Here is a 15,733-nt window from a genome sequence, read left to right as displayed (position 1 = left end):
GCTACACCAGGTCGCGCAGGGCCCGGACCGCCACGGACAGGGTGGACAGGCGCGGGGCATCCGGGGAGTGCTCCAGCTGCGCGCGCACCTCCTCCATCAGCCGCTCGACCCGCGCGGTGTGCACCGGGTGGCGCTCCTCCCAGGCGGCCACGGCGCGCTCGGCCTCCTCAGGCCCGGACACCTCGTCGGCACCGGACGACGCCGCGCCGTCCTCAGCCGGCCCGCCGTCGCCACCAGCACTGCCCGCCGCGTCACCGTCACCGGCCGCAGCGCCGCCGATCTCCTCGGTCACCGCCAGGGTCAGGTCCGCGAGGGTCTCGTACAGGTCCGAGCGCAGGGAGGAGCGGGCGAGGGTCTCCCAGCGGTCCCCTCGCGGCAGATGCGTGATCGCCTCGAGCAGGAGCTCGGCGTCGAACCGGTCCGCGACCGCGTAGCGCACCAGGGCGCAGGAGCGCAGACCGACCGGGGCCTGCTCGGCCAGCCGGGCCACATCCAGCAGCGGGTAGGCCTCCAGCAGGCCGGCCCAGTCCCGGGCCAGATCCTCCGGGACCCCCCAGGAGCGGGCGTCCTCGAAGCGCTCGGTCCAGCGCCGGGCGGCCTCGGGCCCCAGCAGCTCCGGGACGTCCCCGGCCAGCTCCAGGGCCGGGCGGTACCGCCGGATCACCGCGGCGATCCGCTGGGATTCCGCCACGGACTGCGCGACCTCCCCGGCGGCCAGGGTGCCCTCGTCGATGAACCAGCGGGTGCCGCGGTCCACGAGCCGCTGGATCTCCCGGCCCACGGCCCGCCAGGCCTCCGGGGCGACGTCGGCCGGCAGGGCGCGGAAGCGCTCCATGAGCCCGCGGATCCCGAACAGCTCGCGCACCACCAGGAAGGCCGCGGCCACGCTGGCCGCGGAGGCCCCGGTCTCCTCCAGCACCCGGTAGGCGAAGGTGATGCCGGCGGTGTTGACCATCTCGTTGGCCACCCGGGTGCAGATGATCTCCCGGCGCAGCGGGTGCTCGTCCAGCTCACCGCCGAAGCGGCGGATCACCTCCTCCGGGAAGTACTCCTCGAGGATGCGCGCCAGCCACGGGTCCTCGCCGAAGCCGGCGTCGAGCAGGGCCGCGGTCACGTCGATCTTCGCGTACGCGGCGAGCACGGACAGCTCCGGCCCGGTCAGCCCCCAGCCGTCCTCGAAGCGCGCGGTCAGCTCGGCGTCGGAGGGCAGGTCCTCGATGCCCCGGTCCAGCCCGGCGTGCTCCTCGAGGTGGTGCATCAGCCGCACGGCCGAGGAGCGGGTGGGCATGGTGCCCAGGCGCTCGGCCTGCAGGAGCACGTTCTGCTCCCGGTTGGTCTCCAGCACGGCGCGGGCGACGGCGTCGGTCTGCTCCTCGATGAACCCCGCCCGCTCCTCGGCCTCCAGCAGCCCGCGGGCCACCAGCCGGTCCACGAGGATCTTCAGGTTCACCTCCCGGTCCGAGGTCTCCACCCCGGCGGAGTTGTCGATCGCGTCCGTGTTGAGGATGACCCCGGCGCGGGCGGCCTCGATGCGCCCGCGCTGGGTGAAGCCCAGGTTCCCGCCCTCCCCGACGATGCGGCAGCGCAGGTCAGCACCATCCACGCGCAGGGCGTCGTTGGCCTTGTCCCCCACCTCGGCGTTGGTCTGCCCGGCGGCCTTCACGTACGTGCCGATGCCGCCGTTGTAGAGCAGATCCACGGGGGCGGTGAGGATCGCGGAGACCAGCTCCGCGGGGGCCAGGCGCTGCACGTGCTCCTCGATGCCCAGGGCCTCCCGGATCTGCGGGGTCAGCTCGATGGACTTCTCCCGGCGGGAGAACACCCCGCCGCCGGCGGAGATCAGGGAGCGGTCGTAGTCCTGCCAGCTGGAGCGCGGGGTGGTGAACAGCCGCTGCCGCTCGGCGTAGGAGGAGGCGGGGTCCGGGTCCGGGTCGATGAAGATGTCCCGGTGGTCGAAGGCCGCCACCAGCCGGGTGTGCTCCGAGCGCAGCATCCCGTTGCCGAACACGTCCCCGGACATGTCCCCGATGCCCACGGCCGTGAACTCCTCGGCCTGGCAGTCGATGCCCAGCTCCGCGAAGTGGCGCTTGACCGACTCCCACGCGCCGCGGGCGGTGATGCCCATGGCCTTGTGGTCGTAGCCCACGGATCCGCCGGAGGCGAAGGCATCGCCCAGCCAGAACCCGTACTCCGCGGAGATGGAGTTGGCCAGGTCCGAGAAGGTCGCGGTGCCCTTGTCCGCGGCGACCACCAGGTACGTGTCTTCCGCGTCCAGGGCGATGACGCCCTCCGGGCGCCGCACGCTCTGGTGCCCGGCGTCGTCGGTGACGAGGTTGTCCGTGACGTCCAGCAGGGAGCGGATGAACAGGGAGTAGGCGGCCCGCCCCTCCGCCAGCCAGGCTTCGCGGTCCGCGGCCGGGTCCGGCAGCTGCTTGGCGTAGAATCCGCCCTTGGCGCCGGTCGGGATGATGACGGCGTTCTTGACCATCTGCGCCTTGACCAGCCCGAGCACCTCGGTGCGGAAGTCCTCGCGCCGGTCGGACCAGCGCAGCCCGCCGCGGGCGATCTCCCCGAAGCGCAGGTGCACGCCCTCCACGCGCGGGGAGTGCACCCAGATCTCGAAGGCCGGGCGCGGCAGCGGCGCGAAGGAGATCTCCCGGGGCCGCACCTTCAAGGCGATGCTCGCCCGGTCCTGGTACGCGTTGGTGCGCACCGTGGCCGCGACGACCTCCGCGAGCGCGCGCAGCATCCGGTCCGCGTCCAGGGTGGGCACCTCGTCCAGAGCCCGCCCGATGCGCTCCCGGATCTCCTCCCGGGCGGCGCGCCGGGCCGCGACGTCGTCCGCCTGCGTCGGCGCGGCGTCGGGGTCGACGTCGGCCGGGGAGGAAGCCGCGGGGGCGAAGCCGGCCTCGAACAGCTCCACCAGCAGCCGGGTCACCCGCGGGTGGGCCAGCAGGGTGTCGGCCATGAACGCCGGGGTGAACCCGGTGCCCAGCTGCACCAGGTAGCGGGTGTAGGCGCGCAGGATCGCGACGGTGCGCCACGGCAGGGCCTCGGCCAGCACCAGCCGGTCCAGGGAGTCGGATTCGGCCCGCCCGGACAGCACCGCGCACAGGGCGTCCTCGTACAGCTCGAGCACGGCCTCCGGATCCACCCCGTCGGGGAAGATCACCCCGAAGTCGTAGAGCAGCACGTCCTGCCCGCCGGGGGCCCGCAGGTCGTAGGGGCGCTGATCCACGACGGTCAGGCCCAGGTGCTGCATGAGCGGCAGCAGGGCGGTGAGGGTGCGGGGTTCGCGCAGGTAGGTCTTCAGGCGCAGCTCCCGGGTCTGGTCCGGGTGGTGCTGCCCGTGCCCGTCGGGCCGGTGCAGGCGCACCGCGGCCGGGCGGTCCGCTCCGGCGGCCAGCAGCCGGGTGAACACGGCGACGTCGGCCACCGCGTCCTCGATCTCGTAGTCCGCGCGGTAGGTGGCCGGGGCGGCGTCGGCCCAGGAGGCGGCGTCGGCGGTGCCCTGCGCATGCAGCGCGGTCTCCAGGGCCTCGGGCCAGGAGCGGGTCGCGGCCTGCAGCTTCCGCTCGATCGCGGCGACGTCCAGGTCCGGGACCTGATCCGGGTCCGCCAGGCGCAGCCGGAAGAAGATCCGGGCCAGGGCGGAGACGGACAGGTGCACCTCGAAGTCGCTGGAGGCCAGGTCGATCTCCCGGTGCAGCACGGCCTCGATGCGCTGGCGCACCCCGGTGTTGTACCGGTCCCGCGGCAGGAACACGACGGCGGAGACGAACCGCCCGAACTCGTCCGGGCGCAGGAACAGCCGGGTGCGCCGCCGCTCCTCCAGGCCCATGATCCCCGCGAAGGTGTCCGTGAGGGTGTCCTGGTCCGCCTGCAGCAGCTCCAGGCGCGGGTACTCCTCGATCATGCCGGTGAGGGTCTTGTCCGAGTGGGAGCCGGGCTGGAATCCCAGCCGGTTGCGCACCACCCGCACCCGCTCGCGCATCAGCGGCGTCTCGGTGGCGGGCAGGGAGTAGGCCCGCAGGGAGAACAGTCCCAGGATCACGTACTCCCCGATCACCCGCCCGGAGGCGTCGAGGTCCCGCAGCCCGATGTAGTCCAGGAACTCGTGCCGGTGGATCGTGGAGCGGGAGTTGGCCTTGGTGATGTAGACGATCTTCCGGTCGGCGGCGTTGTCCCGGGAGCGTCCGGTGAGCAGGCGCGGCTCAGGGTCGACGTCGTGCCCGTCCTCCTCGGCGAGGATGCCCAGGCCGGTGCCGGGCCGGTCGGAGATGCTCAGCCCGTCGGGGCCCTCGCGCAGGTCCCGCTCCTTGTACCCGAAGAACAGGAAGTTCTCCCGGGCCAGCCACGCCAGGAACTCCCGCACCACCTGCGGATGCTCGGCGGCGTCCGGGGCGGCGTCCTGGACCCGCAGGGGCCCGGTGCCCTGCTCCGGGTCGGCGAGGGTCCCGACCCGCTCGGAGAGGTCCAGGACCTTCTCCCGCACGGCCTCGGCGTCGCGGTGGGCCCGGCGCACATCGGCCAGGACCCGGTGGATCGCCGCGGTGAGGTGCTGGGCGGAGCGCTCGTCGTCGACGTCGGACAGGTCCATGCTGATCCAGGACTCGATCGCGGAGGCCTTGCCGACGGCCGGCCCCAGGGACGGGATCGCGGCGGTGTCCCCGCTGGCCACCGGCTGCTTGGTCTCCAGTCCGCGCAGGGATTCCAGGGCGCCGGTGTCCGGGTCCCGGTGCACGAGGAAGACGGGGTGGAACAGGGCGTCGGAGCCGCCGTGGTTCCCGGCGACCTCCGCGGTCACGGAGGAGACGAGGAAGGGCATGTCGTCGGTGACGATCATCAGGGTCCAGCCGCGCCCGGTGCGCACCACCTGCACGGAGGCCTCCTGCGGCCGGCGATGCTCGGCGAGGTCCCGGTGCAGGCGGGCCCGCTCCAGCAGCTCCTCCCGGGTGCTCTCGGCCAGGTCCTCGGCGGTGGAGTGCTGGTAGTACCGCCGGATCCAGGGGTCGATCCGGGGATCGGCGAGGGGGTCGGTGGACTCGGTGCTCGGGTTCAGAGGCACGGTGGCGGATACCTTCCTGGAAGACTGGACACGTCGTTGTGGTCGTCTCGGCCTCGTCCCAGGATAGCCTCCGCCGGGTGACGGTCCGAGCGCGAGCTCCTAGACTCGGCCCATGACACCCGCAGCCCTCGGCCTCGTCCTGACGGCCGCCGTGTTCCACGCGACCTGGAACCTCGCGGCGAAGGCGAAGACGGGGGATTCCTTCGTGTTCATCTGGTGGTACGTGCTGGGCCGGACCCTCCGGGAGAACGTGTGGCCGATCCTGGCGATCGCGGCGTTCTCCCCCGCCGCGTACGTGCTGGTGCTGATCGCGATGCAGACCCAGCCGGTGTCCCTGGTGGCCCCGCTGCGGGAGACGAGCATCGTCATCGGCTCGCTGCTGGGGTGGCTGATCTTCAAGGAGGCGAACCCGGGCCGGCGTCTGCTGGGGGCCGCGGTGGTGCTCGGCGGGGTCGCCCTGATCTCCGGATGATCCGGCTGTCCCCGTAGAGTGGGCGGCGGACGGCAGCCGAGAGATGAGGAGCACACCGTGGCATCGGACGTGAGCGAGAAGATCGACGGCTTCTACCGGGAGGTGCTGCGGCGCAATCCGGGCGAACCGGAGTTCCACCAGGCGGTGGGCGAGGTCTTCGGCAGCCTGGGCCTGCTCCTGGAGCAGGACCCGGCCTACGGGGAGCACGGGCTGATCGAGCGGCTCGTGGAGCCGGAGCGGCAGCTGATCTTCCGGGTGCCGTGGGTGGATGACCACGGGCGCGTGCAGGTCAACCGGGGCTTCCGAGTGCAGTTCAACTCCGCCCTGGGACCGTACAAGGGCGGTCTGCGCTTCCACCCGTCGGTCAACCTGGGGGTCGTGAAGTTCCTGGGCTTCGAGCAGATCTTCAAGAACTCCCTGACGGGCCTGCCGATCGGCGGCGGGAAGGGCGGCTCGGACTTCGACCCCAAGGGCCGCTCCGACGCGGAGATCATGCGCTTCTGCCAGTCGTTCATGACCGAGCTGCACCGGCACCTCGGGGAGTACACGGATGTCCCCGCGGGGGACATCGGCGTCGGCTCCCGGGAGATCGGGTACCTGTTCGGGCAGTACCGGCGCCTGGCCAACCGGCACGAGTCCGGGGTGCTCACCGGCAAGGGCCTGGCCTGGGGCGGGTCCCTGGTGCGCACCGAGGCCACCGGGTACGGGCTGGTCTACTTCACCGCGGAGATGCTGCGCGCGCACGACGCCTCCTTCGACGGCGCGCGGGTCGTGGTCTCCGGCTCCGGGAACGTGGCGATCTACGCGATCGAGAAGGCCCAGCAGCTGGGTGCCACCGTCGTCGGCTTCTCGGATTCCTCCGGGTGCGTGCACACCCCGGACGGGGTGGACGTGGATCTGCTGCGCCGGGTCAAGGAGCAGCGTCGCGAGCGCGTGTCCGCCTACGCCGAGGAGGTCTCGGGCGCCCGATTCTCCGAGGGCGGGAACGTGTGGGAGCTGGAGTGCGACATCGCCCTGCCGTGCGCCACCCAGAACGAGCTCGACGGCGAGGCGGCGCGTCTGCTGGCCTCGCACGGGTGCCGCTTCGTCGCGGAGGGCGCGAACATGCCCTCCACGCAGGAGGCGATCGAGGTGTACCGGGAGGAGGGGATCGCCTACGCCCCGGGGAAGGCCTCGAATGCGGGCGGGGTGGCGACGTCGGCCCTGGAGATGCAGCAGAACGCGACCCGGGATACGTGGGATTTCGAGTACACGGATCAGCGGCTGCGTCAGATCATGACCAACATCTTCACCGCCTGCGAGCAGACCGCCGAGGAGTACGGGAAGCCCGGGGATTACGTGACGGGGGCGAACATCACCGGTTTCCGGAAGGTCGCGGACGCGATGCTGGCGCAGGGCGTGATCTGACCGGACGCCGGGCGCGGTGGGCGATGCGCCGTCCCCCCAGGTGCGACGGCTGCCGAGGGCCGTACCGCCGGGAGGGCGGCGCATCGCCGGGGAGTCAGCAGGTCTTGGTGGCTCCGCCCTTCGCGTGGGTTCCGACGTAGCCGCAGGTCTCCAGGACCTTGCCGCGGCCGTCGCGCAGGGTGGCGCGATCATGGTCGTTGTTCCAAACGAAGCTCGTGGTGTTCCAGTACTGGATGGACCCGGTGGCGCGGCCCTTCCCGCTGTGCACCTCCACGGTCTTCCCCGCGCCGAGGACGAAGTTCCGGGGGAAGGCGAAGGTGTGCTTGGCGCCGTCGTCCTGGACGCGGTAGCCGGTCAGGTTGACGGGTCTGCCGCTGACGTTGCGCAGCTGGATGAACTCCTGGACGTACTGGCGGTTGCCGCTCCCGTCATTTCCCGGCAGGTCGTAGCGGATCTTGACGATGTCCACGGGCTTGCCGACGGCGGCGTCGGCCGGGGCCATCGTCGCGGCGGGGATCAGGACGGCGAGCGCGGCGGCAGCGGCGGCCGTGCGCAGGGAGCGGGAGTAGAGGAAAGGCATCGGTTCCATCCGTCGTGTGGGGGCTTACTGGGCGGAGACCTCCCATCGGAATCTCTGGGAGGTGTAAGCATCCGTGTAGGTCAGGACCCCGGCGTCGCCTGGAAGATCGAGCATCATGTCGCCGGAGGCCTTCTCGCCGGACTGCATCATGTCCGGCAGCGATTCACCCGGACCGAGACAATTGTACGTGATGGGTGTCATGATCTCATTGACCCTGGTGTCCTTGTCGGTGGTGTAGGTCCACGACGCCTGGCTGACACCCAGAAGACCGTCGCCATCGAAGGAACGGATCGTGGGGTTGTCCGACCCCGCGACGTCTCCGATCTCCTCGTCGATCGACAGCTTCATCAGACGACCATTCTCCACCAGGTCTCCCATGCTTCCACCGCCATTGGGGCACTGTTCCACTGTCATGGTCTCCATGGAGTTCACGCGGAAGCGATAGAGCATCTCGCCGTCCTGCTCCACCGCCACCTCGTCACCGAGCTTCTGCATGGACGTCCCCCGCTTCTGCGCCTCTTCGGAATCGGCGGACGCCGGCGCGTCCACCGCCAAGAGTGACCGGGTCTCTTCCACATCGTCTGACCCCTGGCCGCAACCAGCCAGCAGAAGCGGGGAAAGGACAGCGAAGGACAATGCGAGTGATCTTCTGCTCACAGTTCAGGATCGTACCTGAGACCAGGACTGCCCCCGTCCACGGGCACCCCTCCGGGGAGTCGGAGGAACCCACCGAGACCTCACTCGCCGGTCAGCCCATCGACAGCCTCCCTCAGCAGATCGGCGTGTCCATTGTGGCGCGCATATTCCTCGATCATGTGGAGCAGGATCCAGCGCAGGGAGCGGGGAGAGCTGTCCCCCGGGCGCCGATACGCCGTCTCGAGGTGGGAACCACCAGCGATGAGGCCATCGAGGACATCGCGGCTCCTATCGCAGGCTTCCCCCCACCGCCGTCGCAGCCCAATCCCGGTCAGCTTATGCGCTTGATGAAATTCCGCATCCGGATCCCGCCCCCAGGGCATCGACACCCATGGCTCCCGCAGTGGGGCCGATGCGACCACATGTGAGAACCAGTAGTCCTCCACGAAGGCCAGGTGGTTCAGCAGACCCGCAAGACTCAGCTCCGAGGGCGGCAGCTTCTGCCGCAGCCGCTGATCATCCACGTCGCTGCACTTCCAAGCCACCGTGGCCCGGTGGAATTCCAGGAACTGCATGAGCAGGCTCAGTTCGTCGCCGATGCCTGAGGGCTCCGCCCTGCCCTGTCCGTCGATCGCGCGCCCGCTCACGACCGGGCCGCCAGCTGACCGCCAGGAACTGCCGTCTGTGAAGACTCCTGAATTCGGTACCGCCGCGCGGCGCGCACCATGCCGACCAGGTGCACCGCGACGCCGCAGGCCGGGGCGAGGTACAGCGCGATCATGGCCCGCGGGATCAGCCCCAGGGGCAGGAGCAGCAGCCCGACGGCGACGACCGCGGCCACCGCCCAGCCGAGCACGTAGGTCCGGTGGGCGTCCAAGGCCAGCACCGCGGTCCCGGTCAGCACCAGCAGCGCCATGATCGCGGAGGCGAAGGTCAGCGGGCCCAGCAGCCAACCGTGCACGACGTCGTCGTAGACCCGGACCTGCTCCGGCTGGGGGCGGTAGATCAGGCGGAACAGAACGGGCCCGATCACCCAGGCCAGCCCGCCGCCGAGGAGCCCGATGCCCAGCAGCGCCGCCGCGGGGCGGAGCATCGCGGCCAGGGGCCGGTGCCGCTGCCTGAGGAACGCGCTGATCGCCACCCCCTGGAAGGCCTGCAGCGGGATCATGATGGGCGAGCGGGTGATGGAGATCCCGAGGATCAGCACCCCGAGGACCATCGAGCGGTACTGATCCGGGTGCTCCCCCTCGGTGGCCTTCAGCACCACGGGGAACCCGACCATGAGCACCGCGGAGGCCGCGGAGGAGCCCATCGCCAGGAAGGTGTTGCGCGTCAGACGCCCGGGTGGGACGTCGGCGCGGGCGGCGAAGGTGCGCCGTCCCTCCCGACTGAGGAGCACCAGGACCGCCCACAGCAGCACCGGGGAGACCACCGCGGCCTCCAGCCCTCCCAGGGTGCCGGCCGCGGCGCCGACGCCGAGCATCGCCAGCAGCCGCCACGCGGCCTCCCCGCCGCCGAGCCCGGCGAACTGGTACCAGCGCTGGCGCCCGGCGGCCGCCCCGCTCATCGCGGCGTGGACCGCGTACAGGCACACCCCCAGGCACACCAGGAGCACCGCCCGGGTGCTGCCGGAGGGCACCTGGTCATCCGCCCAGGCCGGGGAGCTCAGCGCAACGAGGACCGCGAGGAGAGCGCCGATGCCCACCGCGACCGGCACCACCCGCGCCCCGGGGCGAGCCCCGTCGGCCCCCTCACCGCCCCGGTGCATCGGCTCGCCTCCAGGAGCGCAGGACAGCCGCGCGGCGCCGACCGCGCGGGTGGCCTCCTGCTGGATGCCCGCGATGACCCCGTAGAGGCCGAAGAGCAGGGACCAGAAGACCAGGAACTCGGAGACCTGCCCGGCCGGCAGCGCGTACTGCGCGATCACGGTCGCCCCCAGCGCGGAGACGGCGGTGACCGCGGAAGCCACGAGGATGGCCCCGGATTCCCGGGCGGTGATGCCCCGGCCCGTCCCGGGGCGCTCGGCGGCCAGCTCCCGCTGCCCGATCAGCACCGGTTCCTCGGATCCCGCTGACACCGCGGTGGCTCCGCTATCTCACCAGGTGCGCGGCGAGGTTTCGCACACCGTTCCACTTCCGGGCCAGTGCGGCGCGCGGCAGCAGCGTCGCGGCGTGCAGGCGCGAGGACAGGTGCAGCTTCGCCACTCCGGCGGCCTTGGTCCAGCCCAGGGCCCCCATCTCATCGGCCATGGTCTGGAAGAACCGTCGCTCCTCGTCGAAGCGGGTGCCCTCCAGGGCGCGCCAGGAGGAGTCGGAGGCCTGGTGGCGGCGGTACATGAACGCGACGGTCTCGTCGTAGTACAGCGCCCCGCCGCTCATCGCCACGTCCATGACCAGCGCCATGTCCTGCACGACGTCCAGGCCCTCGCGGAAGCCGAGCTCGGTGATGGTCTCGGCCCGCCACCCCAGGGACGGGAAGTACAGCCAGTCCCCGCGCAGGATGGACACGGCCAGGTCCTCGCCCTTCAGGAGGGTGGTGCGCTTGGGCCGGTACACGGCCTTGGTCTTCTCCACGAGCGTGTTGGAAGGGGCGTTGTGCTCGTCGATCACGAACACCCCGGGCTGGAAGATCTGCGCCTCGGGCTGGGCCTGGGCGGCCGCCACCAGCCATTCGATGTAGTTGGGCAGCATGACGTCGTCGGCGCCCATGACGACGACGAGCTCGTTCTCCACGAAGGTCAGGGCCTTGCGGTAGTTGCCGTTGGCACCGAGGTTCTGCTCGTTGCGCAGGTAGGTGACGCGCTCATCCCCGAGGGAGTCGAACCAGCCGGGGATCGAGTCATCCGGGTAGCCGTCGTCGATGACGACCATGCGCCAGTCGCGTTCGGTCTGGCCGAGCACGGACTTCACGGCCTGCTTCATCAGGGCGACGTCGCCGTAGTAGGGGAAGAGGATGTCGACGGTCATGGCTTCTCCGGGGTGTCGGTGTCAGGGGTCTCGGTCGGCCCGGCCCCGGTGCGACCCGGTCGGCCGGAGGCGCCGCCGCGGGCGGCACCCGCCTCAGCGATGTCCGGGCGGGGGACGTCATCGGGGTGGATGATGGGCAGGGAGGCGGTGGGGTTGCGTCGCTGCCCGGTGCGCTCCAGCTCCCGGATCAGCAGCGAGCGCTGGATCGCGCACTCCTCGGCGAGCACCCGCGTCTCATCCTCCAGCCGGGAGATCTCCAGGGACAGGTGCAGGCAGATGCCCAGCAGCAGCAGGATCGCGATGAGGAACAGCAGGTTCACGGGCGTGGCCACCCCCACCCAGGAGGCGAGCCGGTCCAGCAGCCGGGGGAAGAGCATGAGGACCACGGTGATCAGACCGAGGAACAGCCACAGGGCGGCGTACTTCTCGCGCAGCTTGAGGTTCCGCACGAGCCTGACCACGGCGACGAGGACGATCAGGCCGAGGATGAGGAAGAAGACGGTGGAGATGCTCACGCCTGCCCTCCTTCGGTTGCGTGGGGGGTGATGCGGCGCCGGGTCATGGACAGCAGGAAGGAGAACAGCGAGCGGACCAGGTACACCGCGGACTTCCAGGGGTTGTTCGACGGGGTGCCGGCCTGCCGTTCGCGCATCTCCACGGGCACCTGGGTCACGTTGAGTCCGGCGCGCAGGGCCATGGCCAGGGAGTCGATGGTGTCGCCGAGGTACTCGGCGGGGAAGTAGCGGCAGTATTGGGCGATGGCCCGGCGGTTGCCGGCCCGGAAGCCGCTGGTGACGTCGGTCAGCCGGGTCCCGGCCACGCGGGAGAACATCCGGGCGAGCAGGCTCATGGCCCACCGCCGGGGCCCGGAGGCCTTGTAGGTGCCGCGTTCGGCGAAGCGCGCCCCGATGGAGATGTCGGCGTGCTCCAGCCCGGCCAGGACGCGCTCGATATCGCGGGGGTCGTGCTGGCCGTCGGCGTCGACCTGGATCGCGCGGTCGTAGTCCAGGCGCTGGGCGTATTTGTACCCGGCGCGCATGGCCCCGCCGACCCCCATGTTGTAGGGCAGCTGGAGCACGTTGGCGCCGGCGGCGCGGGCCACGCGGGCGGTGGCGTCGGTGGATCCGTCGTCGACGACGAGGAGGTCATGGCCGGGCATGGTGTCCTGCAGCTCGCGCAGGGTCGAGTCGATGACCTCTTCCTCATTCCACGCGGGCATGATGATGAGGCAGCTCGGCTGCTGCGGGGCCTCGGGAGTCTGTGCCATAGTGCCTCCAGTCTACCGGGCCGAACCCGATGGCACCGGCGCCTGCGCAGCGGGACCGGACGCGGCGCGGCGGGTACACGGGGTCAGCGGCATGCGGTGATCTCCAGCAGCTTGGCGTCTCCCGCGCGGTAGACGGTGCGGGCGACCCCGGCCTGCTCGAGACCCTCCAGGCCGCGGTACCGATCGGAGTGGTCCCCGTTGTTGACCTCCCGATCCCCGAAGTCCAGGACCCAGCGGGCGTCGGCCTCCTCCACCGCCCGGCACACGGCGGGGTCCTCGCGGGCTTCGCTCAGGGATTCGTCGATGGTCCGCTCGGCGGGGGTCGGCGTGTAGAGGGTGTGTTCGGCGGTGGTGCGCCGGTCGGCCAGGGCGTAGGCGAGGGCACCGCCGGTGAAGGGGTTGACGACGACGACGTCCTCCGCGGGCACCCAGCGATCCATGGCCTCCAGCACGTCCAGCTCGTCCGCGGAGACCAGGGCCGCCCCGGGGCCAGGGTAGTAGGTCCAGTAGGAGTTGTCCATCATCTGGGTGAGGGGCCGGGCGAACTGCGTCAGGGCGGTGACCAGGATCAGGCTGACCGCACCCAGTCCGAGACCGACCCGCCCGGCGGCCCGGGGCGAGCGGCGCGCCAGCACCTGCAGGGGGCGCCAGCGGGCGAGGTCCTCCGCGATCATCTGCACCCCGAGCACGGCCAGCGGGATCGCGGCCAGGGGCAGCAGCGCGGCCAGGCGGTACGGATCGTTGTACCAGACCCCGGTCACCCACATGCGATCCTGGTCCCACTGCAGGTAGCGCACGGCCACGTAGTAGTAGATGAGCACGCCGTAGGTCAGGGGCAGCCACCGGTTGGTGCGTGCCCGGAAGGCGGCGACGACGCCGAGCGCCGCCAAGATGCTCACGGTCCACTGGGCCCACACGAGGCTCAGCGGCGCGTTGAGCAGGGCCTCGCCGAAGGCCTGGCTGTCGCTGGTGGACGGGCCCCACGCGGCCGCGCTCTCCTGCGGGCGCACGACGCCCCACAGGTACCACACGAACCACAGCAGTCCCGCGATCAGCAGGACCTGCCCGAGCGCGGCCAGGGGACGGGTGGTTCCGGCGGCGGCGCGGCGGATCTGGCGCAGGGCGCGCAGCACGAGGATGGGAACGGCCATGACCAGCAGGGACATGACGGCGTTGGGGTGGGCCAGGGCGACGCCGAGGGCGGACGGCAGGCCCAGGAGCACGGCCTGGGCGGTGTCCAGTCGGCGGGCCTCCCCCAGGCGGAACAGCTCCAGGACGATTCCGAGGCCGGCCGGGATCAGGGCCAGGCCCAGGACGTTGGGGTAGAGCACCCCGAAGAAGATCAGCAGCAGGGGGAAGGCGCTGAATCCGGCCAGCAGGGGCGCGGAGCAGAGGACGGCGGGCAGCCCGAAGCGGCGCATGCTGCGCAGCAGGAAGAGCACGCTCAGCGGCCACACGAGGGCGCCGACCACGAGGATCATCGCGTTGGTGGCCGCGGGGATGGTGTCCCCTCCGGTCATGAACACGAGGGAGACGACGTCGTGCCAGGCCGCGGGGTAGAACGCGGGTGCCTCGTCCCCGGAGGTCATCGCGGTGAGGGTCATCGAGGAGGCGTCGCCGGTGTCCGCGATCCACCGCACGGCATTGAGGTGGAAGTTGTTGTCGAAGGTCTGGGAGAACCACTGGGGGCTGCCGACCGCATTGGTGAGCACCCGCAGCATGAGCCCGCCGGCCAGGACCAGGGCGACCCAGTATCGACCCTGTTCGCGGTCGAACCACCGGGACGCGGGCCGGCAGCTCCCGGCGGCAGCGGAGGCGGGGGTCTCGGCGGATCGGTCGGTGGGCCGGGGGGCGGGTCGATCGGCGAGGCCGGTGCGGGTCAGCAGCAGGTGCACGGCCCCCAGCACGAGGGCCAGGAGCAGTGCGCCCAGCAGGGGGATCCACAGCGCCCAGCGCAGACCGAGATGCGGTGCGACGATGGCGCTGACGGCGATCACGGCCACGGAGACGGCCGGGGACAGGGCCAGGGCGTCGAAGCCGCGCACCCGCACCGCCAGCGTCACGAGCAGCCCCGGGATCACCAGGATCGCGGCGCACAGGGCCAGGGAGGGGACGAGGCTCAGCCATGCCATGGGGTGCGGGCTCCGTTTCCGTGGGGTTCCTTCGGTGTGCCGACGGGTCTGCGCTGGGTGGGCGCGAGCCGCCGCTCGGGCGTCGTCCGTCGACGACGGCAGCCCCGGCGCAGAACCGGAGGGCCGGCCCGTCGTCGGCGGCACGGGGCTGGGACGCGCCCGAACACGACCGGGGGCTGCCGGGGCGCGGGACCCGTCCAGTGTAGCCCGGCCCGTCGGGCCGCCGCCGTTCCCTCGGGCGGGTGAGGCCGGAGGCGGCATCGGAGGCTGCGCGACGGGCGGGAACAGCACCCCGGACAAGGGTTGGCCTCCCCGCTCGGGTCGACCTCAGTCGCCGGAGGGTTCCCGCCGCAGGGGCAGGTGCTCGATGCCGGCTTCCTGGAAGGAGGGCCCGACCGGCAGGAAGCTGTAGCGGGCGTACCAGTCGCGCAGGTGGGCCTGGGCGTGCATCGTGAGCACCCGGCCGGGGTGGTCCGCGATGACCGCGCGCAGCAGCGCCCCGGCCAGTCCGCGCCCGCGGTGGGAGGCGCCGGTGGCGACCCGGCCGATGACGACCTCCTTGGTCTCCGGATCCCCGGCGAGGGTGCGCAGGGTGGCGACGGGCCGCCCCGTCTGATCGGCGATCCAGTAGCTGACGGCCTCCGGTTCCAGGTCCCGGCCGTCCAGCTCAGGCTCCGAGGTGATGCCCTGGCCCATCACGAAGACCTCGCAGCGCAGCTGCGCGAGACCATAGGCCAGCCGGGGGTCCAGGGTGAGCCAGTTCCCGCGGTGCACGGTCGGGGTGGTCTGGGTCTGCGGAGGGGTCTGCGGCATACCGGCACTCTACCGGCCCGCGGCAGAGGGCGGAGACAGCGCGGGAGCGGGAATGGGTTCCGGAGACGACGAAGGGGCGGGTCCTCCATCGGATCCGCCCCTTCGGGTGGTGTATCTCGGCGGCGACCTACTCTCCCACACACCTACCGGGTGCAGTACCATCGGCGCTCAGAGCCTTAACTACCGGGTTCGGAAAGGGACCGGGTGTCTCCCTCTGGCTATAACCACCGAAAACCTCGAGCTCGACGCCGCGGCGTCGGCAAGTCTCGTCGTTCTCGACGCTTCCCAGTCTAGGCCGTCCCGGCCGGACGGGCAACCCCGACGCCGGGCGGTTCCTCCGCAGCCCTTCCAGGTGCCGCGTCGGGACCTGCAGGCGCGCCCCGGGCATCCCG

Annotated in this window: 12 protein-coding genes and 1 rRNA gene; 2 read left to right on the top strand and 11 right to left on the bottom strand. The window is 71.5% G+C overall.

Features of this window, described 5'->3' with window-relative positions; translation table 11 throughout:
- Window position 1 precedes the first annotated feature (1 nt).
- Window positions 2-5,068: an NAD-glutamate dehydrogenase gene (locus KKR01S_RS09485; RefSeq protein WP_224799999.1), complete on the bottom strand. Its 5,067-nt coding sequence runs from the start codon at window positions 5,066-5,068 to the stop codon at window positions 2-4.
- A 112-nt stretch (window positions 5,069-5,180) separates the two neighbouring features.
- Between KKR01S_RS09485 and KKR01S_RS09480 the strand changes: the two genes are divergently transcribed.
- Together KKR01S_RS09480 and gdhA are read left to right on the top strand one after the other, a co-directional pair.
- Window positions 5,181-5,540, top strand: a complete 360-nt coding sequence (locus tag KKR01S_RS09480) for an EamA family transporter (protein WP_061225881.1) — start codon at window positions 5,181-5,183, stop codon at window positions 5,538-5,540.
- 57 nt (window positions 5,541-5,597) lie between these two features.
- Window positions 5,598-6,947: an NADP-specific glutamate dehydrogenase gene (gene gdhA, locus KKR01S_RS09475; RefSeq protein WP_061225880.1), complete on the top strand. Its 1,350-nt coding sequence runs from the start codon at window positions 5,598-5,600 to the stop codon at window positions 6,945-6,947.
- Window positions 6,948-7,041: 94 nt separating this feature from the next.
- Here the strand turns inward: gdhA and KKR01S_RS09470 are convergent, their stop codons facing one another.
- From KKR01S_RS09470 to rrf, 10 genes are all read right to left on the bottom strand, one after another.
- The gene (locus KKR01S_RS09470) at window positions 7,042-7,527 is read right to left on the bottom strand and encodes a lamin tail domain-containing protein (RefSeq protein WP_061225879.1); all 486 of its coding nucleotides are present in this window, start codon (window positions 7,525-7,527) and stop codon (window positions 7,042-7,044) included.
- A gap of 24 nt (window positions 7,528-7,551) precedes the next feature.
- The gene (locus KKR01S_RS09465; RefSeq protein WP_131800610.1) at window positions 7,552-8,103 is read right to left on the bottom strand and encodes a hypothetical protein; all 552 of its coding nucleotides are present in this window, start codon (window positions 8,101-8,103) and stop codon (window positions 7,552-7,554) included.
- A 161-nt stretch (window positions 8,104-8,264) separates the two neighbouring features.
- Window positions 8,265-8,810 carry a DinB family protein gene (locus tag KKR01S_RS09460; RefSeq protein WP_061225877.1) on the bottom strand — a complete coding sequence of 182 codons (546 nt, stop codon included), beginning with the start codon at window positions 8,808-8,810 and terminating at the stop codon, window positions 8,265-8,267.
- Window positions 8,807-10,240, bottom strand: coding sequence for a hypothetical protein (locus tag KKR01S_RS09455; protein ID WP_174520384.1), 1,434 nt, complete (start codon window positions 10,238-10,240; stop codon window positions 8,807-8,809). The genes KKR01S_RS09460 and KKR01S_RS09455 overlap by 4 nt, the downstream gene beginning before the upstream one ends.
- Before the next feature lie 13 nt (window positions 10,241-10,253).
- Window positions 10,254-11,129 (bottom strand): glycosyltransferase family 2 protein, encoded by an 876-nt coding sequence (locus tag KKR01S_RS09450; protein ID WP_061225876.1) that lies wholly within the window; start codon window positions 11,127-11,129, stop codon window positions 10,254-10,256.
- Window positions 11,126-11,644 carry a DUF2304 domain-containing protein gene (locus KKR01S_RS11160; RefSeq protein ID WP_244884138.1) on the bottom strand — a complete coding sequence of 173 codons (519 nt, stop codon included), beginning with the start codon at window positions 11,642-11,644 and terminating at the stop codon, window positions 11,126-11,128. Before KKR01S_RS11160 ends, KKR01S_RS09450 begins: the two co-directional genes overlap by 4 nt.
- Window positions 11,641-12,396 (bottom strand): glycosyltransferase family 2 protein, encoded by a 756-nt coding sequence (locus KKR01S_RS09440; RefSeq protein WP_058730269.1) that lies wholly within the window; start codon window positions 12,394-12,396, stop codon window positions 11,641-11,643. Before KKR01S_RS09440 ends, KKR01S_RS11160 begins: the two co-directional genes overlap by 4 nt.
- Before the next feature lie 83 nt (window positions 12,397-12,479).
- A complete protein-coding gene (locus KKR01S_RS09435) occupies window positions 12,480-14,528 on the bottom strand; it encodes a DUF6541 family protein (protein ID WP_081101689.1) in 2,049 nt (682 codons plus the stop codon).
- 327 nt (window positions 14,529-14,855) lie between these two features.
- Window positions 14,856-15,341: a GNAT family N-acetyltransferase gene (locus KKR01S_RS09430; protein WP_061225875.1), complete on the bottom strand. Its 486-nt coding sequence runs from the start codon at window positions 15,339-15,341 to the stop codon at window positions 14,856-14,858.
- Window positions 15,342-15,455: 114 nt separating this feature from the next.
- Window positions 15,456-15,573, bottom strand: a 5S ribosomal RNA gene (rrf, locus tag KKR01S_RS09425).
- Window positions 15,574-15,733 lie beyond the last annotated feature (160 nt).

This window comes from Rothia kristinae NBRC 15354, from assembly GCF_001570865.1.
Taxonomy (GTDB): domain Bacteria; phylum Actinomycetota; class Actinomycetes; order Actinomycetales; family Micrococcaceae; genus Rothia; species Rothia kristinae.
Note: the sequence above shows the minus strand (reverse complement) of the source record. Positions and strands in the feature narration are given on the sequence as shown.

Bases quoted from the DNA above. Each gene is read 5' to 3' on its own strand.
- KKR01S_RS09440 (WP_058730269.1), bottom strand. From the start codon at position 12,396: ATGGCACAGACTCCCGAGGCCCCGCAGCAGCCGAGCTGCCTCATCATC.
- KKR01S_RS09470 (WP_061225879.1), bottom strand. From the start codon at position 7,527: ATGCCTTTCCTCTACTCCCGCTCCCTGCGCACGGCCGCCGCTGCCGCC.
- KKR01S_RS09435 (WP_081101689.1), bottom strand. From the start codon at position 14,528: ATGGCATGGCTGAGCCTCGTCCCCTCCCTGGCCCTGTGCGCCGCGATC.
- KKR01S_RS09450 (WP_061225876.1), bottom strand. From the start codon at position 11,129: ATGACCGTCGACATCCTCTTCCCCTACTACGGCGACGTCGCCCTGATG.
- KKR01S_RS09430 (WP_061225875.1), bottom strand. From the start codon at position 15,341: ATGCCGCAGACCCCTCCGCAGACCCAGACCACCCCGACCGTGCACCGC.
- KKR01S_RS09480 (WP_061225881.1), top strand. From the start codon at position 5,181: ATGACACCCGCAGCCCTCGGCCTCGTCCTGACGGCCGCCGTGTTCCAC.